General features: G+C 70.7%; 22 protein-coding genes. 7 read left to right on the forward strand and 15 right to left on the reverse strand.

Going from position 1 to position 23782, the window contains the following annotated elements:
• Positions 1–7: 7 nt before the first annotated feature.
• Together ACFYWX_RS18445 and ACFYWX_RS18450 are read left to right on the forward strand one after the other, a co-directional pair.
• Entirely contained in the window at positions 8–262 is a 255-nt protein-coding gene (locus ACFYWX_RS18445; protein WP_217161759.1) for a type II toxin-antitoxin system Phd/YefM family antitoxin, read from the forward strand.
• Entirely contained in the window at positions 259–507 is a 249-nt protein-coding gene (locus ACFYWX_RS18450) for a type II toxin-antitoxin system RelE/ParE family toxin (RefSeq protein ID WP_389425082.1), read from the forward strand. The genes ACFYWX_RS18445 and ACFYWX_RS18450 overlap by 4 nt, the downstream gene beginning before the upstream one ends.
• 4 nt (positions 508–511) lie before the next feature.
• Here the strand turns inward: ACFYWX_RS18450 and ACFYWX_RS18455 are convergent, their stop codons facing one another.
• Positions 512–1321 carry a trans-aconitate 2-methyltransferase gene (locus tag ACFYWX_RS18455; protein ID WP_389425083.1) on the reverse strand — a complete coding sequence of 270 codons (810 nt, stop codon included), beginning with the start codon at positions 1319–1321 and terminating at the stop codon, positions 512–514.
• A 114-nt stretch (positions 1322–1435) separates the two neighbouring features.
• Between ACFYWX_RS18455 and tamR the strand changes: the two genes are divergently transcribed.
• Positions 1436–1933 carry a MarR family transcriptional regulator TamR gene (gene tamR / locus ACFYWX_RS18460; protein WP_389425084.1) on the forward strand — a complete coding sequence of 166 codons (498 nt, stop codon included), beginning with the start codon at positions 1436–1438 and terminating at the stop codon, positions 1931–1933.
• On the opposite strand, the gene ACFYWX_RS18465 is transcribed toward tamR, so the two are convergent.
• Complete coding sequence (locus ACFYWX_RS18465; RefSeq protein ID WP_389425085.1) at positions 1892–2659, reverse strand: LuxR C-terminal-related transcriptional regulator; 768 nt, start codon at positions 2657–2659, stop codon at positions 1892–1894. The two genes, tamR and ACFYWX_RS18465, sit on opposite strands and share 42 nt — an antisense overlap.
• 271 nt (positions 2660–2930) lie before the next feature.
• Between ACFYWX_RS18465 and ACFYWX_RS18470 the strand changes: the two genes are divergently transcribed.
• Complete coding sequence (locus tag ACFYWX_RS18470) at positions 2931–3377, forward strand: GNAT family N-acetyltransferase (RefSeq protein WP_389425086.1); 447 nt, start codon at positions 2931–2933, stop codon at positions 3375–3377.
• A gap of 93 nt (positions 3378–3470) precedes the next feature.
• Here ACFYWX_RS18470 and galK read toward each other — a convergent pair whose 3' ends face one another.
• The 3 genes from galK to galT are packed head-to-tail and all read right to left on the reverse strand — an operon-like array spanning position 3471 to position 6654.
• Positions 3471–4628 carry a galactokinase gene (gene galK, locus ACFYWX_RS18475; RefSeq protein ID WP_389425087.1) on the reverse strand — a complete coding sequence of 386 codons (1158 nt, stop codon included), beginning with the start codon at positions 4626–4628 and terminating at the stop codon, positions 3471–3473.
• On the reverse strand, positions 4628–5596 hold the full coding sequence (gene galE / locus ACFYWX_RS18480) for a UDP-glucose 4-epimerase GalE (protein ID WP_389425088.1): 969 nt from the start codon (positions 5594–5596) through the stop codon (positions 4628–4630). Before galE ends, galK begins: the two co-directional genes overlap by 1 nt.
• On the reverse strand, positions 5593–6654 hold the full coding sequence (gene galT, locus ACFYWX_RS18485) for a galactose-1-phosphate uridylyltransferase (protein WP_389425089.1): 1062 nt from the start codon (positions 6652–6654) through the stop codon (positions 5593–5595). The genes galE and galT overlap by 4 nt, the downstream gene beginning before the upstream one ends.
• Positions 6655–6795: 141 nt before the next feature.
• Between galT and ACFYWX_RS18490 the strand changes: the two genes are divergently transcribed.
• Together ACFYWX_RS18490 and ACFYWX_RS18495 are read left to right on the forward strand one after the other, a co-directional pair.
• Positions 6796–8475, forward strand: a complete 1680-nt coding sequence (locus ACFYWX_RS18490) for a sodium:solute symporter family protein (RefSeq protein ID WP_389425090.1) — start codon at positions 6796–6798, stop codon at positions 8473–8475.
• A gap of 36 nt (positions 8476–8511) precedes the next feature.
• Complete coding sequence (locus tag ACFYWX_RS18495; RefSeq protein WP_389425091.1) at positions 8512–8883, forward strand: hypothetical protein; 372 nt, start codon at positions 8512–8514, stop codon at positions 8881–8883.
• A 247-nt stretch (positions 8884–9130) separates the two neighbouring features.
• Here the strand turns inward: ACFYWX_RS18495 and ACFYWX_RS18500 are convergent, their stop codons facing one another.
• From ACFYWX_RS18500 to rsmI, 10 genes are all read right to left on the reverse strand, one after another.
• On the reverse strand, positions 9131–9820 hold the full coding sequence (locus ACFYWX_RS18500) for a LuxR C-terminal-related transcriptional regulator (protein ID WP_389425092.1): 690 nt from the start codon (positions 9818–9820) through the stop codon (positions 9131–9133).
• Positions 9821–10081: 261 nt separating this feature from the next.
• Positions 10082–11914: a PQQ-binding-like beta-propeller repeat protein gene (locus ACFYWX_RS18505; RefSeq protein ID WP_389425093.1), complete on the reverse strand. Its 1833-nt coding sequence runs from the start codon at positions 11912–11914 to the stop codon at positions 10082–10084.
• A gap of 64 nt (positions 11915–11978) precedes the next feature.
• Positions 11979–13832 (reverse strand): PQQ-binding-like beta-propeller repeat protein, encoded by a 1854-nt coding sequence (locus tag ACFYWX_RS18510; protein ID WP_389425094.1) that lies wholly within the window; start codon positions 13830–13832, stop codon positions 11979–11981.
• A 212-nt stretch (positions 13833–14044) separates the two neighbouring features.
• Positions 14045–15847 (reverse strand): ABC-F family ATP-binding cassette domain-containing protein, encoded by a 1803-nt coding sequence (locus tag ACFYWX_RS18515; protein WP_389425095.1) that lies wholly within the window; start codon positions 15845–15847, stop codon positions 14045–14047.
• 166 nt (positions 15848–16013) lie between these two features.
• Complete coding sequence (locus ACFYWX_RS18520; protein WP_389425096.1) at positions 16014–16907, reverse strand: 4-(cytidine 5'-diphospho)-2-C-methyl-D-erythritol kinase; 894 nt, start codon at positions 16905–16907, stop codon at positions 16014–16016.
• Complete coding sequence (gene rsmA / locus ACFYWX_RS18525) at positions 16904–17773, reverse strand: 16S rRNA (adenine(1518)-N(6)/adenine(1519)-N(6))-dimethyltransferase RsmA (protein WP_389425097.1); 870 nt, start codon at positions 17771–17773, stop codon at positions 16904–16906. Before rsmA ends, ACFYWX_RS18520 begins: the two co-directional genes overlap by 4 nt.
• 150 nt (positions 17774–17923) lie before the next feature.
• Positions 17924–19324: a ubiquitin-like domain-containing protein gene (locus ACFYWX_RS18530; RefSeq protein ID WP_389425098.1), complete on the reverse strand. Its 1401-nt coding sequence runs from the start codon at positions 19322–19324 to the stop codon at positions 17924–17926.
• 108 nt (positions 19325–19432) lie between these two features.
• Complete coding sequence (locus ACFYWX_RS18535; RefSeq protein ID WP_389425099.1) at positions 19433–20359, reverse strand: TatD family hydrolase; 927 nt, start codon at positions 20357–20359, stop codon at positions 19433–19435.
• 48 nt (positions 20360–20407) lie between these two features.
• On the reverse strand, positions 20408–20788 hold the full coding sequence (locus tag ACFYWX_RS18540; protein WP_389425100.1) for a hypothetical protein: 381 nt from the start codon (positions 20786–20788) through the stop codon (positions 20408–20410).
• Between the two features lie 263 nt (positions 20789–21051).
• A complete protein-coding gene (rsmI, locus tag ACFYWX_RS18545) occupies positions 21052–21897 on the reverse strand; it encodes a 16S rRNA (cytidine(1402)-2'-O)-methyltransferase (protein WP_389425101.1) in 846 nt (281 codons plus the stop codon).
• 85 nt (positions 21898–21982) lie between these two features.
• Here rsmI and ACFYWX_RS18550 point away from each other — a divergent pair, with 85 nt between their 5' ends.
• The gene (locus ACFYWX_RS18550; protein ID WP_389425102.1) at positions 21983–23725 is read left to right on the forward strand and encodes a dolichyl-phosphate-mannose--protein mannosyltransferase; all 1743 of its coding nucleotides are present in this window, start codon (positions 21983–21985) and stop codon (positions 23723–23725) included.
• The last annotated feature ends 57 nt before the right edge of the window (positions 23726–23782 follow it).

Here is a 23782-nt window from a genome sequence, read left to right on the forward strand (position 1 = left end):
TGTGGTCATGACTGAGATTGCGATCAGCGCGGCCCGTTCCCAGCTCGGCGACCTGGTCCGCCGCGCGGCCCACGGCCGGGAGACCATCGCTCTCACCGACCACGGTCACGTGGCGGCGCTCCTTGTCTCTCCTCAGGTGATAGAGGATCTCGAAGACGCCCTCGCGGTCGCGGACTACCAGCGACGCAAGGCGGAGGGCACGCTTGGCGAGGGCATCCCCATGGCCGAGGTACGCAGGCGACTGGGGCTCGAGCAGAAGTGACCTACGAGATCATCTTCGAACCGCAGGCCCTCGACTCCGCAGCCCGGTTCCTGAAGGAGGACCCGAGCGGCCTCGCGGTGGTCCTGGACACCATCGACAAGCTCGCCGACAGCCCGCGTCCAGCGGGATCGATCCCTTACGGCCCCGACATCCGCCGTCTTCGCGTCGGTGACTACCGGGTCCTCTACGTCATCGACGACGACGTGATCCGCATCCTCGTCACCCACCTCGGCCGGACCGCCTGAACACTCAGCCCTGCTTCCGGGCCACCGCGAACAGTCGGCGGAAGGGCAGGACCGTGCCGTACTCGGTGCTCGGGTAGGCCTCGCGGAGCAGGTCGCGGTATTCGGCGAGGAAGGTGTCGCGGGCGGCGGGGTCGTCGGCGAGGGCGGTGAGGACGGGGCGCAGGCCGGTGCCCTTGACCCAGTCGAGGACGGGGTCGTCGCCGTGCAGGACGTGGTGGTACGTCGTCTCCCAGATGTCGGTCGCGCAGCCGAGGCGGGCGAGCCGGTCGAGGTAGACGCCGGGTGCGTGGACGGAGTCCGCGCGGCGCAGGACGCGTCCGAGCCGGTCCTTCCAGCGGAGGGTGTGGGCCAGCTCGCGCATGAGTGCGTGCAGGGGCGCGTCGATGTTGTGCGGGACCTGGAAGGCGAGGGTGCCGCCGGGTGCGAGGCCGTCGAGCCAGGCGGGGAGGGCGTCGAGGTGCCCTTCGACCCACTGGAGCGCGGCGTTCGACACGATCAGGTCGCAGGTGTGCGTCGGGGCCCAGTCGGCGGCGTCGGCGTGGGCGAAGTCCAGGTGTCCGCCGCCCGGGGTGGGTCCGGCGTAGGCCTGTGCCTGTTGGAGCATCGGCGCGGAGTTGTCGTAGCCGGTGATGCGGGCGGTGGGCCAGCGGTCGGCGAGGAGGGCGGTGACGTTGCCGGGGCCGCAGCCGAGGTCGGCGATGCGGGGCGGGTCGCCCGGGAGGTCGGGGACGCGGGCGAGGAGGTCGGTGAAGGGGCGGGCGCGGTGGCCGGCGTGACGCAGGTACTGGGCGGGGTCCCAGTGGGGAGCGGGCATGGCGGGGCCTTCCTCGGAAGTCGCAGGGTGCGAGGTCGGGTCCTGTCCAGCCTCCCCTCAAAGTATCTTGACGTCAAGAGACTTCATGTCGACACAACCACTACACTGATCGTCATGGAGGACGAGGTCGATCGGCTGGTCGCAGCGTGGCGCCGGGAGCGCCCGGACCTCGACGTGGAACCGCTCGAGGTGCTCAGCCGGGTCAGCAGACTGGCCCGGCATCTGGACCGCGCACGCCGTCTGGCGTTCTCCGAGCACCAGCTGGAGCCCTGGGAGTTCGACGTCCTGACCGCGCTGAGGCGCGCGGGATCGCCGTATCAGCTCTCACCCGGTCAACTGCTCACACAGACGCTCGTCACATCGGGCACGATGACGAACCGGATCGACCGCCTGGCGAAGAAGGGCCTGGTCGAACGCCTGCCGGACCCGAGCGACCGGCGCGGTGTACTGGTCCGCCTGACCGACGAGGGCCGCGACCGCGCGGACCAGGCCCTCGCCGGACTCCTCTACCAGGAGCGTGCGATCCTCGCCGAACTCTCCCGCGCCCAGCGCGGCGAGCTGGCCGGCCTGCTACGCCAGCTGACCGCCCCGTTCGACAACATCCCCGGCTAGGTCGACGGGCCCCACCCCGGCACGGCGGGCGAGCGCGACCGCGGCGAGGGTGGAGTGGACGCCGAGTTTGCCCAGCACGTTCTGCATATGGGTGCGGACGGTGTGCGGGGAGAGGAACAGCCGCTCGGCGACCGCCTTGCGCCCGAGCCCGGCGACCATGCACCGCAGCACCTCGCGCTCGCGCGGCGTGAGGGACTCCACCAGCCGCTCGCTCTCCGTGCGGTGCTTGCGGGCGGCGGTCAGCTCGCGCAGCACGCCCGTGAGCAGGGCGGGCGGCAGATGCGTCTCGTCCCGCAGCACGCCCCGGATGACGGTGAGCAGCCGCGACAGCGAACAGTCCTTCGCCACCCACCCGGACGCCCCAGCCTGCAGGGCGAGGGCCGCCCGGCGCGGATCGTCCTTCTCGGCGAGTACGACGATCCGTACGGCGGGCTGCGCGGAGCGGACCCCGACGACGAGGGAGAGCCCGTCGACGAGCCCGTCCTCACCCACCTCCTGCACGGGCACGGCCGGCCGCACCCCGGGCAGATGGCCGCCCAGGTCGGCGTCGACGAGCAGGACGTCGAACCGGCGGCCCTCGGCCGCCGCGCGCTCCAGACTGCGCAGCGCGGCCGGGCCGCTGCCGGCGGCGGACACGTCGACGTCGGGCTCGGCGGCCAGGGCCGCGGCGAGTGACTCGGCGAAGATACGGTGGTCGTCGACGACCAGGACTCGAATGCGAACCACGAAACCCCCTTCCCCAAGCTCTTGAAAGAGCAGGGGATACCCCAGGTCCGGAGAACGACGACCGGCGCGGGTACGACGCCCCGAGGGGTCGCCACCGCACGGCCGCCGCCGTGCAGAAACTGCTACCCCCACCGCGGGCGTCGTACCCGACTTGTCTCGCCCCCTGATCAGCATCGGCCCCCACCGGTGCTGTTCATCAGAGTACGGCCGGGCGGCAGGAGCGGAAGTCGATTTGCAGAACTGGCCGTCCAGCGCGTTTATGGTGTGCCGCATGTTTCGTATCGAGACAGAAGTCGACAAATCCCGGCGCGATCTTCTCCGCTCCCGGCTCCGCGACTCCGACACCTCGGCCTCCCCCGTACTGCGCGCCCTGCGCGGCACTCCGGCCGAACGCGAAGTGCCCCTCCACGTCTGGGCGTTGGACGCGGTCACCGGCGACCTGGCAGGCGGCCTGGTCGGCCACACCTGGACGACCTGGCTGCACATCACCTACCTCTGGGTCACCCCCCACCACCGCGGCACCGGCCTCGGCACCCACCTCCTCTCCGAGGCCGAACACCTCGCCCACACCCAACGGTCCTGCACCCGGGCCCGCCTGGAGACCTGGGACTTCCAGGCACCGGAGTTCTACAAGCGGCGGGGATACGAGGTGGTATGCGCGATCGAGGACTACCCGCCGGGGGTCACGGAGTTCACGATGACGAAGCGGTTGGGGTGAGCCGGGGAGACAGTCGGAGCAGGGCGGTACCCGCCCGTCGGCCCCGTACGCGATCGACGCGTACGGGGCCGGTGTGGTCCGTCGGAGTGGGGGTCAGTTCGACCGCCGCGCTCCCGCCGAAGGCACCGCCTCGAACACGCGTGGGGCCGTGAAGCCCGCTGCCGCGAAGGCCGTCTCGACCGCCTTGGTGATCGTGTCGACGTCGGTGGCCTCGGCGAGGACGATGGCCGAGCCGCCGAAGCCGCCGCCGGTCATGCGGGCGCCGAGGGCGCCGGTGGTGAGGGCGGTGTCGACGACCAGGTCGAGTTCGGGGCAGGAGATGCGGAAGTCGTCGCGGAGGGAGGCGTGTCCCTCGGTGAGGACCGGGCCGATGGCGCGGGTCTCGTCCGACTCCAGGAGGGAGACGACCCGCTCCACCCGCTCGTTCTCCGTCACGATGTGGCGGACCAGGCGGCGGACCTCCTCCTCGTCGCCGAGGCGGGCCAGGGCCGCGTCCAGGTCGGCGTACGCGATGTCCCGGAGGGCGTCGACGCCCAGCAGCGCGGCGCCCTTCTCGCAGCCCGCGCGGCGCTTGCCGTACTCGCCGTCGCTGTGGGCGTGCTTGACCTGGGTGTCGACGACCAGCAGGCGCAGCCCCAAGGCGGCCAGGTCGAAGGGGATCTGCTTCTGGGACAGGTCGCGGGTGTCGAGGAACAGGGCGTGGCCGGCTTCGCAGCAGGCGGACGCGGTCTGGTCCATGATGCCGGTGGGGGCGCCGACGTAGACGTTCTCGGCGCGTTGGCACAGGCGGGCCAACTGCCAGCGCTGCAGGCCGAGGTCGTAGAGGTCGTTGAGGGCCAGGGCCACCACGACCTCCAGGGCCGCCGACGACGACAGGCCCGCGCCCGACGGGACCGTCGAGGCGAGGTGGACGTCGGCGCCGGTGACCGGGTGGCCGGCCTCGCGCAGGGCCCAGACGACGCCCGCCGGGTAGGCGGTCCAGTTCTTGTCCGCCTCGGGGGCCAGTTCGTCCACCCGCAGCTCTACGACGCCGCCCTCGACGTCCGAGGAGTGCAGACGGAGGACGCCGTCCTCGCGGCGGGAGACGGCCGCGACCGCGGTGTGCGGGAGCGCGAAGGGCATGACGAAGCCGTCGTTGTAGTCGGTGTGCTCGCCGATCAGGTTGACCCGGCCCGGCGCCGACCAGACGCCCTCGGGCTCGGCTCCGTACAGCTCCACGAAACCGGCCTGGACCTGCTGCTGTGCCGCCACTACTGCTCCCTTGCGATGTGCTGCGCGAAGTCCCACGCGTCCGCGACGATACCCGCGAGGTCCGCGCGGGACGGGTTCCAGCCCAGCTTCTCGCGGGCGGTGGCGGCGGAGGCGACCAGGACCGCCGGGTCGCCGCCCCGGCGCGGGGCCACGACCTCGGGGATCGGGTGGCCGGTGACCTGGCGGACGGTCTCGACGACCTCGCGGACGGAGAAGCCGTTGCCGTTGCCGAGGTTGCAGATGAGGTGCTCCCCGGGCTGCGCGGCCTTGAGGGCGAGCAGGTGGGCCTCGGCCAGGTCGGCGACGTGGATGTAGTCGCGTACGCAGGTGCCGTCGGGCGTCGGGTAGTCGTCGCCGTAGACGGAGATCGCGTCGCGGCGGCCCTGGGCGACCTGGAGGACGAGGGGGATGAGGTGCGACTCGGGGTCGTGGCGCTCGCCCTGCGTGCCGTAGGCGCCGGCCACGTTGAAGTAGCGCAGGGAGACCGCGCCCAGGCCGTGGGCGTTCGCCTCGCCGGTGATCATGTGGTCGACGGCGAGCTTGGAGGCGCCGTAGGGGTTGGTCGGCTTGGTGGGGGCGGTCTCGACGATGGGGACCTGCTCCGGCTCGCCGTACGTCGCGGCCGTCGAGGAGAAGACGAGCTTGCCCACGCCGGCGTCGCGCATCGCGCCGAGGAGCGCCATCGTGCCGCCGACGTTGTTGTCCCAGTACTTCTCGGGCTTCGCGACCGACTCGCCGACCTGCGAGAACGCGGCGAAGTGCAGGACGGCGTCGAAGGAGGCGTCGAGCCACTTGGCGGCGTCACGGATGTCGCCCTCCACGAAGGAGGCACCTGCCGGGACGCCCTCGCGGAAGCCGGTGGAGAGGTTGTCGAGGACGACGACCTCGTGCCCCGCCTCCAGCAGGTGCTGGGCGACCACGCTGCCGACGTACCCCGCACCACCCGTGACCAGATACTTCGCGCTCATGAACTCGCTACCTCTCGCAGTCGCTCGGCCGCGCGCTCCGGCGGCACGTCGTTGATGAACACGTTCATGCCGGACTCGGAACCCGCGAGGAACTTCAGCTTGCCGGAAGTGCGGCGGATGGTGAAAAGCTCGAGGTGGAGCGCGAAGTCGTCGCGGTTGACGCCGTCGAACTCCTCCAGCTGGCCGAACGGCGCCTGGTGCCAGGCGGCGATGTACGGCGTCGGAGGCTCACCCTCGCCGAAGATCCGGTCGAAGCGCTTCAAGAGTTCCAGATAGACCTTGGGGAACTCTGTGCGCGCCTCCTCGTCGAGTCCGAGCAGGTCGGGGACGCGGCGCTTGGGGTACAGGTGGACCTCGTAGGGCCAGTGCGCCGCGTATGGCACGAATGCCACCCAGTGTTCACCCTCCAGGACGACACGCTCGTCGGCGAGTTCACGCTCCAGGACGGCGTCGAAGAGGTTCTCCCCTCCGGTCGCGTCCTTGTGCGCGGCCAGCTGGCGCAGCATCAGGGCGGTGCGGGGCGTGGTGAAGGGGTAGGCGTAGATCTGCCCGTGCGGGTGACCCAGGGTCACGCCGATCTCGGCGCCGCGGTTCTCGAAGCAGAACACCTGTTCCACGGAGGACAGATGCGACAGCTCGGAGGTCCGGTCCGTCCACGCGTCGAGCACCAGTCGCGCCTGCTCCTCGGTGAGGTCGGCGAAGGCCGCGTTGTGGTCGGAGGTGAAGCAGACGACCTCACAGCGGCCGGAGTCGCCGGCGAGCGAAGGGAAACGATTCTCGAAGACGACGACGTCGTACGACGAGTCCGGGATCTCGCTGAGCCGGTCGCCCTGGGAGGGGCACAGGGGGCATTCGTCGGCGGGCGGGTGGTAGGTGCGGCCCTGTCGGTGTGAGGCGATGGCGACCGAGTCGCCGAGCAGCGGGTCGCGGCGTACCTCCGAAGTGGTGACGGTCCGCTCCAGGGGGCGCAGGTCCACCGCGTCGCGCAGCGAGTCGTCCTTCAGGTCGTAGTAGATCAGCTCACGACCGTCGGCCAGCCGGGTCGAAGTCTTCTTCACGCCGGACTCCCCATCCGTACACCGCTATAGGCGCTCAAGGCACTCAAAGCACTCAACAGAACCGAACACATCAAACCACAAACCCCCACGCTCGTCACCATCATAATCAAACAAAGAACACCAAAACGAAGCGAGCAGTGCATGCGAACCCCCACATACCTCGCGGCGGAGCTCCGGCTCCCCACAAACTGGCTCGACTACACGATCCTCGGGATCTACTTCGTCGTGGTTCTGGGCATCGGCTTCGCCGCCCGCCGCTCGGTGAAGACCAGCCTGGATTTCTTCCTCTCCGGCCGTTCCCTGCCCGCGTGGATCACCGGCCTCGCCTTCATCTCGGCCAACCTGGCCGCCACCGAGATCCTGGGCATGGCCGCCAACAGCGCGCAGTACGGCGCGTACACCGTCCACTGGTACTGGATCGGTGCCATCCCGGCGATGGTCTTCCTCGGCCTGGTGATGATGCCGTTCTACTACGGCAGCAAGGTCCGCTCGGTCCCGGAGTTCCTGCTGCTGCGCTTCGACCGCGGAGCCCACCTGCTGAGCTCGGCCCTGTTCGCCTTCGCCGCCATCCTGATCTCCGGCGTGAACCTGTACGCGCTCGCGATCGTCGTCGAGGCGCTGCTGGGCTGGCCGCAGTGGGTGGCGATCGTGGTCGCGGGCTTCTTCGTCCTGGCGTACATCACGCTCGGCGGCCTGTCCTCGGCGATCTACAACGAGGTGCTCCAGTTCTTCGTGATCCTCGCGGCACTGATCCCGCTGTCCGTGCTCGGCCTGAAGAGGGTGAACGGCTGGGACGGCCTGACGGACTCACTGACGACGACGCACGGGGACGACTTCGTGACGGCGTGGGGCGGCACGGGCATCGGCAGCGACAACCCGCTGGGGGCGAACTGGCTGACGATCGTGCTGGGCCTGGGGTTTGTTCTTTCGTTCGGTTACTGGACGACGAACTTCGCGGAGGTGCAGAGGGCGCTCTCGGCGAAGAACCTGTCGGCGGCGCAGCGCACGCCGCTGATCGCGGCCTACCCGAAGATCTTCATCGTGTTCCTGGTGATGATCCCGGGGCTGGTGGCGGCGGTGCTGGTGCCGAAGATCGGCACGGCGGACTCGGACCTGCAGTACAACGACGCGATTCCCTATCTGATGTCGCAGCTGTTGCCGAACGGGGTGCTGGGGATCGCGGTGACGGGTCTGCTGGCGGCGTTCATGGCGGGCATGGCGGCCAACGTGTCGTCCTTCAACACGGTGTTCACGAACGACGTGTGGGCGAGGTACGTGGTGCGGGGCCGGGAGGACGCATACTACGTCCGCTTCGGCCGGCTCATCACGGCGATCGGCGTCGCGGCCTCGGTCGGCACGGCATTCCTGGCGTCGTCGTTCTCGAACATCATGAGCTACCTCCAGACGCTGTTCAGCTTCTTCAACGTGCCGATGTTCGTCGTCTTCATCGTGGGGATGTTCTGGAAGCGGGCTTCCATGAAGTCGGGCTTCTGGGGGCTGCTGGCAGGCACCACGGCGGCGATGATCAACTACTTCGTCTTCTACAAGCAGGACGTCATCTCGATCCCCACCGATCAGGGCGCGAACTTCGTGTCGGCGATCGCCGGCTTCGTGGCGGGTGCGGTGGTGATGGTGGCGGTGTCGCTGTTCACGGCACCGAAGCCGGAGGAGGACCTGCAGGGTCTCGTGTACGGCACCCGCTCCCCGGGGATGGCCGAGCCCCCGGCCGCCGGTGACGACGCCTGGTACCGGAAGCCGGCGCTGCTGGGCTGGGGTGCCGTGATCCTGGCGGCGGCCTGCTACATCCCGTTCTCGTTCTGAGCCTGCTGGTGCGTATCGCAGGAGGATGGAAGAACCATGGCTGAGCAATTCGAACCCGACAAGCGCGCCGAGGCTGCCGAGCGGCTGCGGCGGGCGGGGTACTCCGAGGCGGACGTCCAGCGGGAGGTCACCGAGCTGGAGGAGAAGTCCGCGACCGCGGCCCGCATCTTCGACCTGCGCCGCATCATCGGTGGCCTGTTCGTCCTCTACGGCGTCATCCTCACGATCACCGGCCTGACCGACGGCGACGCGGCGATCGACAAGGCCCAGGGGGTCAACATCAACCTCTGGACGGGGCTCGGGATGCTGGCCCTGGGGATCTTCTTCCTGGTGTGGCTGTGGGTGAGGCCGGCTGCGCCGACTGCGCCGCCGTTGCCGGTGGCGGAGGAGAAGGGGGCGCCGGAGTAGGGGTGGTGTTGGGCGACGGGGCCGGAGTTCGCAGCAACGGGTCCGGCCCCGTGCGGCATACGCACCGGCTCGCTCTGACCCCTTCCGTCAAGTGGCCGTTGGGGCGGCCCTCGCGTCTGTTGAGGGGTGGGGCCGGCTCTTGGCGGATGTGGGCCAGGGCGTCGGGCGGAAGGCCCAGGAATGGGTGGTTCGGTGTGGCACACATCCGCCAATTACTCCCAGGGTCCGGCCCCGGGTGCGCCCAGGGCTAGGCGTCCGGGGTCGTGCCCAGGTGGGAGGCCGCTCGGTCCAACAACCCCGTTCTTGCTGCCAGGGCCGCTGCTTCCAGGCGGGAGCCGACGCCGAGTTTCATCAGGACGCGTTGGACGTGGGTGCGGGCGGTTGAGGGGGCGATGCCCATTCCTGCGGCGATGAGGCGGGTGTCCTCGCCCTCGGCGACGCGGACCAGGACCTCGACCTCGCGGGGCGTGAGCATCTGCAACAGGCGCTGGCCCTCGTCGTCCGGTTGGGCCGCGGGGTTCAGCAGTTCGCTGAAGGCCTGCTGCAACAGCTGCGGGGCCACTGCCGCCTCGCCTGCCCTTGCCTTCATGATCGCGCGCTCCACGCCCTCGATGCGTTCGTCGTGGCGTACGTAACCGGAGGCGCCCGCGGCGAAGGCCGCCGCGATGCCTCGGGGGCTCGGCACCGGGCCGAGGACGAGGACCGCCACCTGCGGGCGCTCGCGCTTGATGCGGACCACCGGGTCGAACATGCCCGGCTCGGCCGGTGTCGCCGTCCCCAGCAGGCACACCTCCGGCGCCCGGGTGATCACCAGTTCCGCCGCCCCGGCGGCCGGCGCCGCCGCGGCCAGCACCCGGTGCCCCCGCAACTTCAACGCCGAGGCGAGCGCCTCGGCCAGCAGTCGGTGGTCGTCGACCACCATCAGCCGCACTCCCATTGAGCAAACCCCCCAGTCCCCCCAATGGACCCCCACCGTGGATCGCCCACTATGGATGCCACTGGCCCACATGGACAGAGGGCGCCCCCCGGCACCCCCGCCCTTCATGCCCCCGGAAGCTACACGCTTGTTCGACGTTGCGCTTCCCCTACCGTTCAGAAGTGCCCTGGATCGCCGAAATTCCCCTCATTCGAGGGTGATGAGCGGTAAGTGAATGACCCCGCCCCTGAGCAGGGACGGGGTCGAGAGCGCGGGCGGGCGTCAGCTCTTTGTGCCGAAGCCGACCGCCAGGTACTCCTTCTCGCCGCTGCTGGAGGAGTCCGCGTACACCTGCGACATGAACAGGTGCCCCTGGGAGTACAGGATCTCGGAGTAGTCCGGGGACATGCTGGTCTCGATGTCCCGCACCGACTCGGTGTCCGGGTTCTGCAGCAGCTTCGTCTGCTTGAAGGAACCGCCGGCGATGCTGACGATCTGACCGCCCTCGTCGTACGGCGGACGCTTGTACGCGATCAGGTTGCTGCCGTCCATGCGCAGCGGAGTGATCTCGTAGCCGTCCCCGGCGTCGGCGCGCTGGCCGGTCTGCTTGCCGGTGCCCAGGTCGAAGGCGACGACCTCGTTGGTCCGGCTGTACTCACCGGTGCCGTCGTGTTCCTCCGTGGGGATGTAGAGGCGGTCGTTGCCGACGACCAGACCCGAGCAGTACTCGATCCTGGTGATGCCGTCGCAGCGGGCCGCGTACTGGTCGCCCGGCGCCGAGATACGGGTGCGCAGCTTGCCCGTCTTGTTGTCGATGGAGAAGAAGTCCGAGATGCCGCTGCCGTCACCGGCGCTGTCGCCGACGTCGGCGGCCACGACCAGGGGGTCGGTGGAGACGATGCTGGCGTATTCGATGCCCTTGGCCAGCTTGTACTCGGAGATCACCTTGCCGGAGGCCGGGTCGATGGTCTGGATGTGCAGCTCGCGTGCGTCGTAGTCACCGCACTTGCGCACAGCGACCAGCTTCGGGCCGCCGCCGTAACCGTCGTCGTAGCAGGTGTCGGTCGCCTTCGGCTGCCACAGCACCTTGCCGGAGCCGATGTCGAAGGCGGCGCCGCCGTCGGAGCTGCCCACGGCGACGGTCTTGCCGCTGAGGGTGATGTTGTCGAAGGTGATCGGGTAGTCACCGGATTCGACGGTCTTCTCCCACAGCTTCTTGCCCCCGGCGAGGTCGATCGCCGCGACCTGGCTGCAGCCGGCGGAGTCGTTCTTGGACGACATCTTGGGCCGGAAGACGATCGCCGTCTTGTCGTCCTCGGTGGCGAACCGGCTGGCCTGGCACACCTCGCCGGGCAGCTTGATGGTCCACAGCTTGGTGCCCTGGTCGAGGTCGTAGCCGACGATCTCGGCGAAGCCGGTCTTGACGTACGCCTTGTCGGTCAGCCAGGAGCCGTTCACCGCGGCGCTGTCGTCCTCGCCGACCTGTGGCGAGGGGACCTTGAAGAGGACCTGGGCGCTGGGGTCGGCGGGCGCCTTCTCCTTGCCGCCGGAGGACGTGCCGCCGGAGCCGCCCTTGTCGTCCTTGCCGCCGGTGCCGCCGCTGGAGCTCGCGGTGTCGTCCTTCTTGCTGTCGTCACCGGACGAGGACGCGTACCAGACACCGCCGCCGATGATCAGCGCGATCGCCACGACGGCCGCGACGATGATGGCCACCGGCGCGTTGAACTTCCGCCCGCCGCCACCGGCCTGCGGCTGCATCGGCATGGTCGGCTGGCCCGGGTAGCCGTAGCCGTTGCCGTAGCCGGGCTGCTGCTGGCCGTACGGGTTCGGCGGCTGGCCGTACGGCGGCTGCTGCTGCGTGTACGGGTTCGGCTGCTGAGGCGGCTGGCCGGGGTAGCCGTAGCCGGGCGGCGCCTGCGGGGGCTGGGGCTGCTGGCCCGCCTGCGGATACCCGTAGCCCGGCTGCGGAGCCGGCGGGGTCGGCGGGGCGGGCGGGGGCTGCGGCGCGCCGAAGCCCGGCTGCTGCTGCGGTGGCGTGTCCTGGGGCGGCTGGGGTGCGCCGAAGCCGCCCCCCTGCGGGGGCTGGTTGGGCGGTGGGGGCGGCGGCTGGGTCATGGTGTGGGTACCTCAAGAAGACGGAGCGGGAGAAGTCGGGGGTGGGGCGGGGGCGTCGGCCGGCTCACTTGCCGAAGGCGAGCATCAGCTTCTCCTTCGCCTCGTCCCTGCCCGACAACTGCGTGCTGGAGATGTAGAAGCGCCCGTCGACCCAGTCGATGTCCCGCGAGAAGAAGCTGTTCTCGATCTCGGAGGTGGCCTCCGGCAGTTGCAGCAGCTTCGTCGTCTTGTGGCTGCTGCCGATCGTCGGGATCGACACGACCTGCCCGGCGGCGTCGTACGACGGCTCGACGTACGCGATGAGCTTGCCGTCCTCGACCTTGATCGGCAGCATCGACTCGTCGGCCGGAGACTTCACGCGCCACTTCTCCTTGCCGTCGGCGAGGTTGATGGCGACGATCTCGTTGGCGCCACTGTTCGCCTCGGTGGGCAGGTAGAGGGTGGCCGCGTCGGCCGCGACGGCCTCGCAGCCGGTGAGGTCGCGCTGCAGGACGGTGAAGCCGCAGTCGGGGGCGAAGTTTTCGTCGAAGCCGACCTGGGAGCGGAAGCCACCCTCGGACTTGAACGTGGCGATGTTCCAGGCGTTCTTGTCCTTGTTGGTGCTGTAGACGACCAGCGGGTCGACGGAGAAGGTGTGTGAGACCGTCCAGCCCTTGTCGAACTTCTGGGTCCACTTGACCTTGCCGGTCGTCGGGTCCAGCTCCTGCATCTCGTCGTGCTCATTGGCGCCGGTGGCGTCGCAGGACGCGACGGAGATCAGCTTCGCGCCGCCCGCGAACGCGGACGGGAAGCAGGCGTCGCCGTACTTCGTCTTGTCGAACAGCTTCTTGCCGGTCTCCACGTCGAACGCCGAGCCCGACTGCGAGCGGCCCACCATCAGCGTCTTGCCGGTGATGGAGAGCTCGATGGAGAGCGCGCTGTCGAACAGCTCGCCGTCGGCGACGGTGCCGCTCCAGCCCTTCTCACCGGTGTTGAGGTCGATCTGCTGGAGCTGGTTGCACTTGGCGCGGTCGCTGGAGCCGCTCATGTACGCGACGACGATCTTGTCGTCGGAGGTCTTCTGCGGGGTGACCGCGCAGATCTTCTCCTTGAAGGTGATGGCGTCCCAGGTGGGCGTGCCGTTACCGACGTTGTAGGCGACGAGCTCCTTGTAGGCCGCCTTCACCGCGGTCTTGTCGGTGATCCACATGCCGGGAGCGTCGGCGCCGGAACCGGGCGCGTCGGGCGCCTCCTTGTACCAGAGCACCTTCGCCTCGCCGGTCTGTCGGTCGGCGTTGAAGTCCTCGGGGTCCTCGCCGCCGTCGCCGCTGCCGTCACCGGGGTTGACCGGGCTGTCGGTGGCGGTGGGCTTGGCGTCGTCGCTCTGCTTGGCGACCGGCTTCTTCTTGTCGCCGTCGTCGCCCGAGACGGCCCACACGGTGCCGCCGATGACGAGCAGCGCCGCCACCGCCGCCCCGATCACGATCGCGGGCTTGCCCTTGAAGGGGTTGCGCGAACCGGAGCCCGGCGGCGGGGTGCCGGGCGCGCCGGGGAACTGGGGCTGGGGCGGGTAGCCGTAACCGGGCTGGCCGTACGGGCCCGGCTGCTGCGGTTGCCCGTAGGGGCCCGGTTGTTGGGGCTGGCCGTAGGGGCCCGGCGTGCCGTACGGGCCGGGCTGCTGGGTGCCGGGGGCGCCAGGGGTGCCGTACGGGCCGCCGGGCTGGCCGTAGGGGCCGGGCTGCTGCGGGTAGCCGTAACCGGGCTGTTGGGCGGGCGGGCCCTGCGGTGCGGCGGGCGGTGGGCCCTGCGGCGCGGGCGGGCCCTGCGGTGGCGGCGGGGTCTGGGGAGCGCCGAAGCCACCGCCGCCCTGCTGCGGCGGCTGGTCCTGCGGTGCTCCGAAACCACCCTGCTGGGGCGGTTGGTTGGGCGGCTGAGTCATCAGCGTGTGTCCCCCTCGCTCACTGATTTTTAGCCACGCCCTGAGGTTTGTGAAGGACTCAGAGTCGTACTCATGCAGTTACAGACGGCTCTTTCTATCACCCGGCACCGACAGCGCACCGGCCCGGATCCGCCGCTGTTCCCAAGGGCGAACCGGGCCGTGATACCCCCGTTATGCGCCTTCACGCCCCCTTCACGCGGCGCGCGCGCCGCCTACGCGTCCTCGGCGAGTTCCAGCCAGCGCAGCTCGAGTTCGTCCCGCTCACCAGCCAACCCGCGCAGTTCGGCGTCGAGTTCGGCCACCTTGGCGAAGTCGGTGGCGTTCTCGGCGATCCGCGTGTGCAGCTTGGACTCCTTCTCCGAAATCTTGTCCAACTGCCGTTCGATCCGCTGGAGTTCCTTCTTGGCGGCGCGCTGGTCGGCGGCGTTCTTCTCCGGCGCGGGCCGGGCCGCCACGGGCGCGGCGGCGGCCGCGGCCTCCTCCATGCGCTGCCTGCGCTCCAGGTACTCGTCGATGCCGCGCGGCAGCATCCGCAGCGCGCCGTCGCCGAGGAGGGCGTACACCTTGTCGGTGGTCCGCTCGACGAAGAACCGGTCGTGGGAGATGACGATCATCGAGCCGGGCCAGCCGTCGAGGACGTCCTCCAGCTGGGTCAGGGTCTCGATGTCGAGGTCGTTGGTGGGCTCGTCGAGGAAGAGGACGTTGGGCTCGTCCATCAGCAGCCGCAGCAGCTGGAGCCGGCGCCGCTCACCGCCGGACAGGTCGCCGACCGGCGTCCACTGCTTCTCCTTGCTGAACCCGAACGTCTCGCACAGCTGCCCGGCGGTCATCTCGCGCCCCTTGCCGAGGTCGACGCGCTCACGCACCTGCTGCACGGCCTCCAGCACGCGCAGGGCCGGGTTCAGTTCGGCGACCTCCTGGGAGAGGTAGGCGAGCTTGACGGTCCTGCCGACGGCGACCCGCCCGCCGACGGGCTGGCGTTCCCCGTCGCTGCGGGCGGCCTCGGCCATGGCCCGCAGCAGGGACGTCTTCCCGGCGCCGTTCACCCCGACCAGGCCGATACGGTCGCCGGGGCCGAGCTGCCAGGTCACATGCTTCAGCAGCACCTTCGGCCCGGCCTGGACCGTGACGTCCTCCAGGTCCATGACGGTCTTGCCGAGCCGGGAGGAGGCGAACTTCATCAGCTCGGAGCTGTCCCGGGGCGGCGGCACGTCGGCGATGAGCTCATTGGCGGCCTCGACCCGGAAGCGGGGCTTGGAGGTACGGGCGGGCGCCCCGCGCCGCAGCCACGCCAGCTCCTTGCGGACCAGGTTCTGCCGCTTGACCTCCTCGGTCGCGGCGATGCGCTCGCGCTCGGCGCGGGCGAAGACGTAGTCGGAGTAGCCGCCCTCGTACTCGTGGACCGTGCCGCGCTGGACGTCCCACATGCGGGTGCAGACCTGGTCCAGGAACCAGCGGTCGTGGGTGACACACACCAGCGCGGAGCGGCGCACCTGGAGGTGCCGGGCGAGCCAGGAGATGCCCTCGACGTCGAGGTGGTTGGTCGGCTCGTCCAGGACGATCAGGTCCTGCTCGTCGATGAGCAGCTTGGCGAGCGCGATACGGCGCCGCTCGCCGCCGGAGAGCGGTCCGATGACGGTGTCGAGGCCCTGTGGGAAGCCCGGCAGGTCGAGCCCTCCGAACAGTCCGGTGAGTACGTCCCTGATCTTCGCGTTCCCGGCCCACTCGTGGTCGGCCATGTCCCGGATGACCTCGTGGCGGACGGTCGCCTCCGGGTCGAGGGAGTCGTGCTGCGTGAGCACGCCCAGTCGCAGCCCACCGGAGTGCGTGACCCGCCCGGTGTCCGCCTCCTCCAGCTTGGCGAGCATCCGGATCAGCGTCGTCTTGCCGTCCCCGTTGCGCCCGACGACCCCGATCCGGTCCCCCTCGGACACGCCGAGCGATACACCGTCGAGCAGGGCACGGGTCCCGTACACCTTGCTGACGTTCTCGACATTGACCAGGTTGACGGCCATTTCACTCCTGCCAGGGGATGGATCGACCCTCCAGGGTAGTCGGCTCGCACGCGGAGGATCGGGGGGATGCGTGGTGGGGCGGCTGCGGGTGCGTTGTGGTTGCTCGCGCCCACGCGGCGGAGCCGCACATCGATACAACCCCGCCCCCAGGGAGTTGGTGGGAGCGTCACACCACCGTCGCGCCCTGTGCGGGTCCCGACGCAATACGTACGGTCCGACATGATCCGGAGACTCCCAGCGCCTCCCCCACCTTCGCCGCCGACTCCGCGTCCCGCACCAGGAACGCCGTCGTCGGGCCGGAGCCCGAGACCAGCGCGGCGAGGGCACCCGCGGCGCGGCCCGCCGCGAGGGTGTCGGCGAGTTCGGGGTAGAGGGAGAGCGCGGCGGGCTGGAGGTCGTTGGAGACGGCCGCCGCGAGGGCGTCCGGGTCACCCTCGGCCAGGGCGTCGAGGAGTCGCTCGGAGGCGACGGGCTCGGGGATGTCCGTGCCCTCGCCGAGCCGGTCGAACTCCCGGAAGACGGCCGGCGTCGACAGCCCCCGCTCGGCCATCGCGAACACCCAGTGGAACGTGCCGCCGACCTCCAGGACCGTCAGCTTCTCGCCCCGCCCGACCCCGAGAGCCGCCCCACCCACCAGGCCGAACGGCACATCACTGCCCAACTCGGCGCAGATGTCGAGGAGTTCCTCGCGTGAGGCGCCCGTACCCCACAGCGCGTCGCACGCCACCAGCGCGCCCGCGCCGTCCGCACTGCCGCCCGCCATGCCCCCGGCGACGGGGATGTCCTTGGCGATGTGGATGTGGACGGCCGGGTCGATGCCGTACCGCGCGCCGAGCGCCTCGGCCGCGCGTGCCACCAGGTTCGTACGGTCCAGGGGGACCTGGTCGGCGCCCGGGCCCTCGCAGGTGACGGCCAGCTCGTCGGCCGGGGTCACCGTCACCTCGTCGTAGAGGCCGACCGCGAGGAAGACGTTGGCCAGGTCGTGGAAGCCGTCCGCGCGGGCCGCGCCCACGGCGAGCTGGACGTTGACCTTGGCGGGCACGCGCACGGTGAGGCTCACGCAGCGGTCTCCTTGTTCTCGGCGATGCGCGCGAACTCCTCGACCGTCAGCGACTCCCCGCGCGCCTGTGGCGAGACGCCCGCCGCGACGAGGGCTACCTCCGCCGCGGCCGCCGACCCGGCCCACCCGGCGAGCGCGGCGCGCAGCGTCTTGCGGCGCTGTGCGAACGCCGCGTCGATCACCGCGAAGACCTCCGCCCTCGACGCCGTGGTCTTGATCGGCTCGGTCCGCCGGACCAGCGAGACCAGTCCGCTGTCGACGTTCGGCGCGGGCCAGAAGACGTTGCGGCCGATGGCACCGGCCCGCTTGACCTCGGCGTACCAGTTGGCCTTCACGGAGGGGACGCCGTACACCTTGGAGCCCGGCGGCGCGGCGAGCCGGTCGGCGACCTCGGACTGGACCATGACGAGGGTGCGCTCGATGCTCGGGAAGGTCTCGAGCATGTGCAGCAGGACGGGCACGGCCACGTTGTAGGGCAGGTTCGCGACCAGCGCGGTCGGCGGCGGTCCCGGCAGCTCGGTGATGTGCATGGCGTCGGAGTGGACCAGCGCGAACCGGTCGGCGCGCTCCGGCATCCGCGCGGTGATCGTCGTGGGCAGCGCGGCGGCCAGCACGTCGTCGATCTCGACGGCGATGACCCGGTCGGCGGCCTCCAGCAGCGCCAGCGTGAGCGAGCCGAGCCCTGGCCCGACCTCGACGGCCACGTCCTCGGGGCGGACGTCGGCGGTGCGGACGATACGGCGGACCGTGTTCGCGTCGATCACGAAGTTCTGGCCGCGCTGTTTGGTGGGACGCACGCCGAGCGCGGCCGCCAGTTCGCGGATGTCGGCGGGGCCCAGCAGGGCGTCAGGGGTGGGGCTGCTCACGGCACAAGGGTACGGGGCGTTGGAGGCGGCCCGGTTTGTCGGTCACCGGTGCTGAGGCTGGGGTGTGGGTGGGTTCGCTCGCCCACGCTCGCGGGGTGCCGCTGCGCCCACCTGTGCCGCCCCAGCGGCACGACTGCCCGCAGCTCTGCCTTACCCGTGCAATCGCCCCCCGCAATGCGGCCACGGCGTAGCCCCCCGCCGCATGTACAGCTTCTTCGCGCGGTACGTCTGCTCCGCCGCCGACGCGTCCTGGGGCCGTCCGCTGCCGCCGAGGCTCTGCCAGGTCCGGGTGTCGAACTGGTAGAGCCCGCCGTAGGTGCCCGAGGGGTCGACGGCGTCGGGGCGCCCGCCCGACTCGCAGACCGCGAGGCCCCGCCAGTCGAGCCGTTCCGCGCCACCCATCGACGTCGGCAGCGGCTTGGTGCCCACGCGCACGACCTGCACCCGTGGCTCGCGCACCACCTCGGTCCTGGTCCGGCGCGGCTTCTGCCGTACCCCGTTGACGGTGCGCAGGAGGTACGTGATGCGGCGCAGCCCCGCCTGGCCCGCGCGGTCGACGACCTCCGTGCCCCGGAACAGCGAAGGGTCCTCGGTGCGCCGTGCCGCGAACGGGATCGCCTCCTCGCGGACCTCCTTCGTGCCGGTGATCCGCAGCACGGTGACGGTCTGCCCGTCGCGCGGGAAGCTGCCGGGCGGGACGGAGGTGGTGTCCTGGCCGCGCAGGGTGATCCCGGCCTGCTCGACGGCCTCGCGGACGGTCGCGGCGTTGGTGCGCAGGGTGCGGGCCCGGCCGTCCGCCATGATCGTCAGGGAGCGCTCGGTGCGCACGTCCAGCGCGAGCCCCTCGCGCCCGATCCGCAGGTGGCGTGCGGCGGAGAGGTACGCGCCCTCCGCTCGCACCCCGAGCTCTTCGAGCGCCTCCTCCACCGTGCGCGCCGTCGTCCACACGTCGTGCCGCCGGCCGTCCAGGGTGAGCCGTACGGGACGCCCGTAGTGGACGGCGATCTCGTCGCCGCTGGTGAGCGCGGTGCCGGGGGCGGGCGCCACCATGTCGTGCGCCCCCATGTGGATGCCCTCCTGGGCGAGCAGTTCGGTCACGTCGTCGGCGAAGGTGTGCAGGGTGCGCGGCTTGCCGTCGACGGTCAGCTCGATCGCCTTGTCCTTGGCGACGAAGGCGGTGGTGCCGCCGGCGAGGAAGGCGACGACCAGTGCCTGCGGGAGCAGTCGGCGCAGCGGGCCGTCGACGCGCTCGGCGTACCGCGCCCTGCGCCGGCGCGTGGAGCGCCGCCCCGCCACGGCGCGCGCGGGCTCGGCACCGTCCGCCTGGCGGGGAACCGTCGGCTCGGGCACCTCGTAGGCGGGGCGGTAGGTGTCCTCGTACGCCCCGGGCGCCGTGCGGACCCCGTACACGAGCGTCGCCGCACTGTGCAGGTCGCCGCCGGGCACGCCGGGGGGACGGGGAATGCCCGGTGGCTCGGGCACCCCCGGCGAGCCGGAGCCGCCGTACGGCTCGCTCGGGCCGTACGTCTCGAACGTCTGGTAGTTGCTCACGCCGACACGCTCCAGAAGGCCAGAGGGGTCCGGATCGGGCCCCCAGAACCTAGCGGAGCGGCGGTCACTCTCCAAAGCGACGCGGCTACGGACAGTCAGTCGATACGGTCAGTAACCGAAGGCGCGGGCCGTGTTCGCGGCGAGCGCCGTGGCGAGGGCGTCCTCGTCGATGCCGCGCACGGCGGCCATGGCGCGCACGGTCACCGGCACGAGATACGGGGCGTTGGGCCGCCCGCGGTAGGGCGCCGGCGTCAGGAAGGGGGCGTCGGTCTCCACGAGGACCAGCTCCAGGGGGGCGACGGCGAGGGCGTCGCGCAGGTTCTGGGCGTTCTTGAAGGTGACGTTGCCCGCGAAGGACATGTAGTAGCCGGCGCGGGCGCAGATCTCGGCCATTTCGGCGTCGCCGGAGTAGCAGTGGAAGACGGTGCGCTCGGGGGCGCCCTCCTCTTTCAGGACACGCAGGACGTCGGCGTGGGCGTCGCGGTCGTGGATCACGAGGGCCTTGCCGTGCCGCTTGGCGATCTCGATGTGGGCCCGGAACGACCGCTCCTGCGCCGCCTTGCCCTCGGGCCCGGTGCGGAAATGGTCGAGGCCCGTCTCGCCGACGCCCTTGACGTGAGGGAGCGCGGCCAGGCGGTCTATCTCGGCGAGTGCCTCGTCGAGGCCGGCGTCGCCGCCCGGCTCGCGCGTCCCCTGCCGCGACCACCCGTCGGGGTCTCCGTGGACGATCCGCGGTGCCTCGTTGGGGTGCAGGGCGACCGTCGCGTGGACGCTGTCGTACGCGGCGGCCGTCTCGGCGGCCCACCGGGAGCCGTTCACGTCGCAGCCGACCTGCACGACGGTGGTGACCCCGACGGACGCGGCTTTCGCGAGCGCCTCCGCCACGGTCCCCGACTGCATGTCGAGGTGGGTGTGGGAGTCGGCGACCGGTACCCGCAGGGGCTCCGGGAGCGGCGGTGCGGCGTTCTTGTCGCTCTTACCGCTCTTGTCGTGCTTGTTGCTCTTGTCGTTCTTGTCGGAGGCGTTCGAAGGCATGCCCCGATCCTACGAAAGGGGCACGCCCCTGCCCTCGGACCCGTTCGCTCAGCTCGCCTTGCGCTGGAACGGGTGCAGGAGGTCGGACAGGTGCCAGTGGTGGTCCCTGGCCGCCTCGTCCTGCGGGTGGCCCTCCGCCTGATCCTCCACCGTGGCCCCCTGCCGGGGCACCGGCGGCTGTCGCCGCGCCGCGCTGAGCGCCGACGAGACCTGTCCGGCACGCATGATGCGCACGACGTGGCCGTCGCAGTTCCTGCACGCGGGCCGGCTCAGCGGCGACGGCACGGCACTGCCGTCGGCTATGTACGTCACGAACTCCCGGCCCTCCCCGTCGACGTGGTGCTCGATGTCGTACGACTGCTCCCAGCCGTGTCCGCAGCGCATGCAGACGAAGGAATACGACTCGTGGACGACGGCGGTCTCACTCATGCCAGCTCCTCTTGTCCGCCGGTTGAGGGGGACGGGTCTGTTCCCCTCAACCCAGTGGACGCCTCCACCGGCGTGAACGCATCGGGCCTGTCGAGTGTTGGAGCCGATTTGGACTTTCCTTGCCGAAGCGGCCCCGGACGAGGGGGCTGGGCTTTGCCTTTCGCGCCCACCCTTTAACCGCTCATGGGGCGCCCGCTCATCGGAAATGCGCCCTGCTCAGAGGGTGTTCCTGGCTGAAGTTCGGTGGTGTTTCCGGCCGCGCCTCAAGAGGCGTTCTTCGCCGCCACCACCGCGTCGAACACCTGACGTTTCGGCAGTCCCGCCTCGACCGCCACGGCCGCGATGGCCTCCTTGCGCCGCTCCCCCGCCTCCTCGCGCACCCGCACCCTGCGCACCAGCTCCGCGGCGTCGAGTTCCTCGGGGCCGCGCTCGGGCGCGCCCTCGACGACGACGGTGATCTCACCCCGTACGCCCTCGGCCGCCCACGCCGCCAGCTCGTCCAGCGGACCGCGCTTGACCTCCTCGTACGTCTTGGTCAGCTCGCGGCAGACGGCGGCCCGCCGGCCGGTGCCGAAGACCTCGGCCATCGCGGCGAGGGTGTCGTCGAGCCGGTGCGGGGCCTCGAAGTACACGAGGGTGCGCCGCTCCTCGGCGACCTCGCGCAGCCGCGACAGCCGCTCGCCGGCCTTGCGCGGCAGGAACCCCTCGAAGCAGAACCGGTCGACGGGCAGGCCGGACAGCGCCAGCGCGGTGAGCACGGCGGACGGGCCGGGGACGGCGGTGACCCGGACGTCCTTCTCGACGGCGGCGGCGACCAGCCGGTAGCCGGGGTCGGACACGGACGGCATCCCGGCGTCCGTGACGAGCAACACACGCGCGCCGCCGAGCAGTTCCTCGACCAGCTCGGGGGTGCGGGCGGATTCGTTGCCCTCGAAGTAGGACACGACGCGCCCCTTGGGCGTCACACCCAGCGCCTGCGTCAGTCGCCGCAGCCGCCGGGTGTCCTCGGCCGCGATGACGTCCGCGCCGGCCAGCTCCTCCGCGAGCCGGGGCGGCGCGTCCGAGATGTCGCCGATGGGGGTGCCCGCCAAAACAAGGGTTCCAGTCACATATCCATCCTCGCAGGGACCGGCCCCGGCCATGGTTGGGGCCCAAGCACGGGACTCACACAGAACGGTTCCCTACGATGGCGCGGTGACCAGTACCGCGTCCTCCATGGACACCCGGCAGGGCCAGGCGCCGCACGACCAGCGGCCGACGTGGCAGCAGCGGCTGCGCCGTTTCGGATACCCGGCGAAGCCCGCCTCCGACGTCCGCGAGCGGCTCGTGCCGCCGTTTGTCCAGCCCAGCCCCCGGTTGTGGCAGGCGTTCGGGGTGCCACCGGTGCTCGCCGAGCGGATCACGCGCTGGTCCGGGTGGGGCGGCCCGCTGCTCGTCACGCTCATGGCGGGCTTGATGCGGTTCTGGAACCTCGGGAGCCCGAAGCGGGTGATATTCGACGAGACGTACTACGCCAAGGACGCGTGGGCGCTCGTCCACCGGGGCTTCGAGGTCAACTGGGACAAGAACGTCAACGACCTCGTGCTCTCCTCGAACGGGCACGTCCCGATCCCGACGGACGCGGCGTACGTGGTGCATCCGCCGGTCGGCAAATACGTCATCGGGCTCGGCGAGCTGATGTTCGGGTTCAATCCGTTCGGCTGGCGCTTCATGACGGCGCTCCTTGGCACCCTCTCCGTGCTGATGCTGTGCCGCATCGGCCGCCGCCTGTTCCGCTCGACCTTCCTGGGCTGCCTGGCGGGCGCCCTCATGGCCGTGGACGGCATGCACTTCGTGATGAGCCGCACCTCGCTGCTCGACGGCGTGCTGATGTTCTTCGTGCTGGCCGCGTTCGGCTGCCTGGTCATCGACCGCGACAAGGCGCGGGAGAAACTCGCGGCGGCGATCCCGGCCGACGCGGACGGCCGGTACCGCCCCGACGTGCACACCGCCGAGACCACCCGCTTCGGGTGGCGCCCCTGGCGCTGGCTCGCGGGTCTGATGCTGGGCCTGGCCATCGGCACCAAGTGGAACGGCCTGTACATCCTCGCCGCGTTCTGCGTGATGGCGGTGCTGTGGGACATCGGCTCCCGCAGGGTCGCCGGCGCCCGCCACCCGTACACGGCGGTGCTGAAGCGGGATCTGGGCATCGCGTTCCTGGCGACGGTCCCGGTGGCGATCGTCACCTACATCGCCTCGTGGACCGGCTGGATCCTCTCTTCCACCAACGGCTCGGGCGGCTACTACCGCGACTGGGCCACCGCCAACGGCAGGTCCAGCAGCTGGTCCTGGCTGTTCCCGGACTGGTGGCTGAGCCTGTGGCACTACGAGCACGAGGTCTACAAGTTCAACATCAACCTCTCCTCGCCCCACACCTACGAGTCCAACCCCTGGAGCTGGATCGTCCTGGGCCGCCCGGTCTCGTACTTCTACGAGTCGCCCTCCCCCGGCAAGGACGGCTGCCCCGCCGACGCGGGCGAGAAGTGCGCCCGCGAGGTCCTGGCCCTGGGCACGCCGCTGCTGTGGTGGGCCGCCTGCTTCGCGATCCTGTACGTCCTGTGGCGCTGGTTCTTCCGCCGTGACTGGCGCGCGGGCGCCATCGCCTGCGGTATCGCCGCCGGCTACCTCCCCTGGTTCCTGTACCAGGACCGCACGATCTTCCTCTTCTACACCGTCGTCTTCGTCCCCTTCCTCTGCCTCGCGGTGGCCATGCTCATCGGCGCCCTCGCCGGCCCACCCGGCTCCTCCGACACCCGCCGCGTCGCCGGCGCGACGGGCGCGGGCGTCCTGGTGCTGCTGATCGCGTGGAACTTCATCTACTTCTGGCCGCTGTACACGGGGACGGCGATTCCCATCGACTCCTGGCGTTCACGGATGTGGCTGGATACCTGGGTCTGAGTCATATCCCTGATCTCCGTTCGGACAACTTCTGTAAACACCCGTCACAACCGGTCC

The sequence above is a fragment of the Streptomyces sp. NPDC002888 genome (assembly GCF_042888465.1).
GTDB lineage: Bacteria > Actinomycetota > Actinomycetes > Streptomycetales > Streptomycetaceae > Streptomyces.

Coding starts and splice junctions, on each gene's coding strand:
- ACFYWX_RS18445 (WP_217161759.1), top strand. CDS start 8: ATGACTGAGATTGCGATCAGCGCGGCCCGTTCCCAGCTCGGCGACCTG.
- ACFYWX_RS18455 (WP_389425083.1), bottom strand. CDS start 1,321: ATGCCCGCTCCCCACTGGGACCCCGCCCAGTACCTGCGTCACGCCGGC.
- tamR (WP_389425084.1), top strand. CDS start 1,436: ATGGAGGACGAGGTCGATCGGCTGGTCGCAGCGTGGCGCCGGGAGCGC.
- ACFYWX_RS18470 (WP_389425086.1), top strand. CDS start 2,931: ATGTTTCGTATCGAGACAGAAGTCGACAAATCCCGGCGCGATCTTCTC.
- galE (WP_389425088.1), bottom strand. CDS start 5,596: ATGAGCGCGAAGTATCTGGTCACGGGTGGTGCGGGGTACGTCGGCAGC.
- ACFYWX_RS18490 (WP_389425090.1), top strand. CDS start 6,796: ATGCGAACCCCCACATACCTCGCGGCGGAGCTCCGGCTCCCCACAAAC.
- ACFYWX_RS18495 (WP_389425091.1), top strand. CDS start 8,512: ATGGCTGAGCAATTCGAACCCGACAAGCGCGCCGAGGCTGCCGAGCGG.
- ACFYWX_RS18500 (WP_389425092.1), bottom strand. CDS start 9,820: ATGGGAGTGCGGCTGATGGTGGTCGACGACCACCGACTGCTGGCCGAG.
- ACFYWX_RS18505 (WP_389425093.1), bottom strand. CDS start 11,914: ATGACCCAGCCGCCGCCCCCACCGCCCAACCAGCCCCCGCAGGGGGGC.
- ACFYWX_RS18510 (WP_389425094.1), bottom strand. CDS start 13,832: ATGACTCAGCCGCCCAACCAACCGCCCCAGCAGGGTGGTTTCGGAGCA.
- ACFYWX_RS18515 (WP_389425095.1), bottom strand. CDS start 15,847: ATGGCCGTCAACCTGGTCAATGTCGAGAACGTCAGCAAGGTGTACGGG.
- ACFYWX_RS18535 (WP_389425099.1), bottom strand. CDS start 20,359: ATGCCTTCGAACGCCTCCGACAAGAACGACAAGAGCAACAAGCACGAC.
- ACFYWX_RS18540 (WP_389425100.1), bottom strand. CDS start 20,788: ATGAGTGAGACCGCCGTCGTCCACGAGTCGTATTCCTTCGTCTGCATG.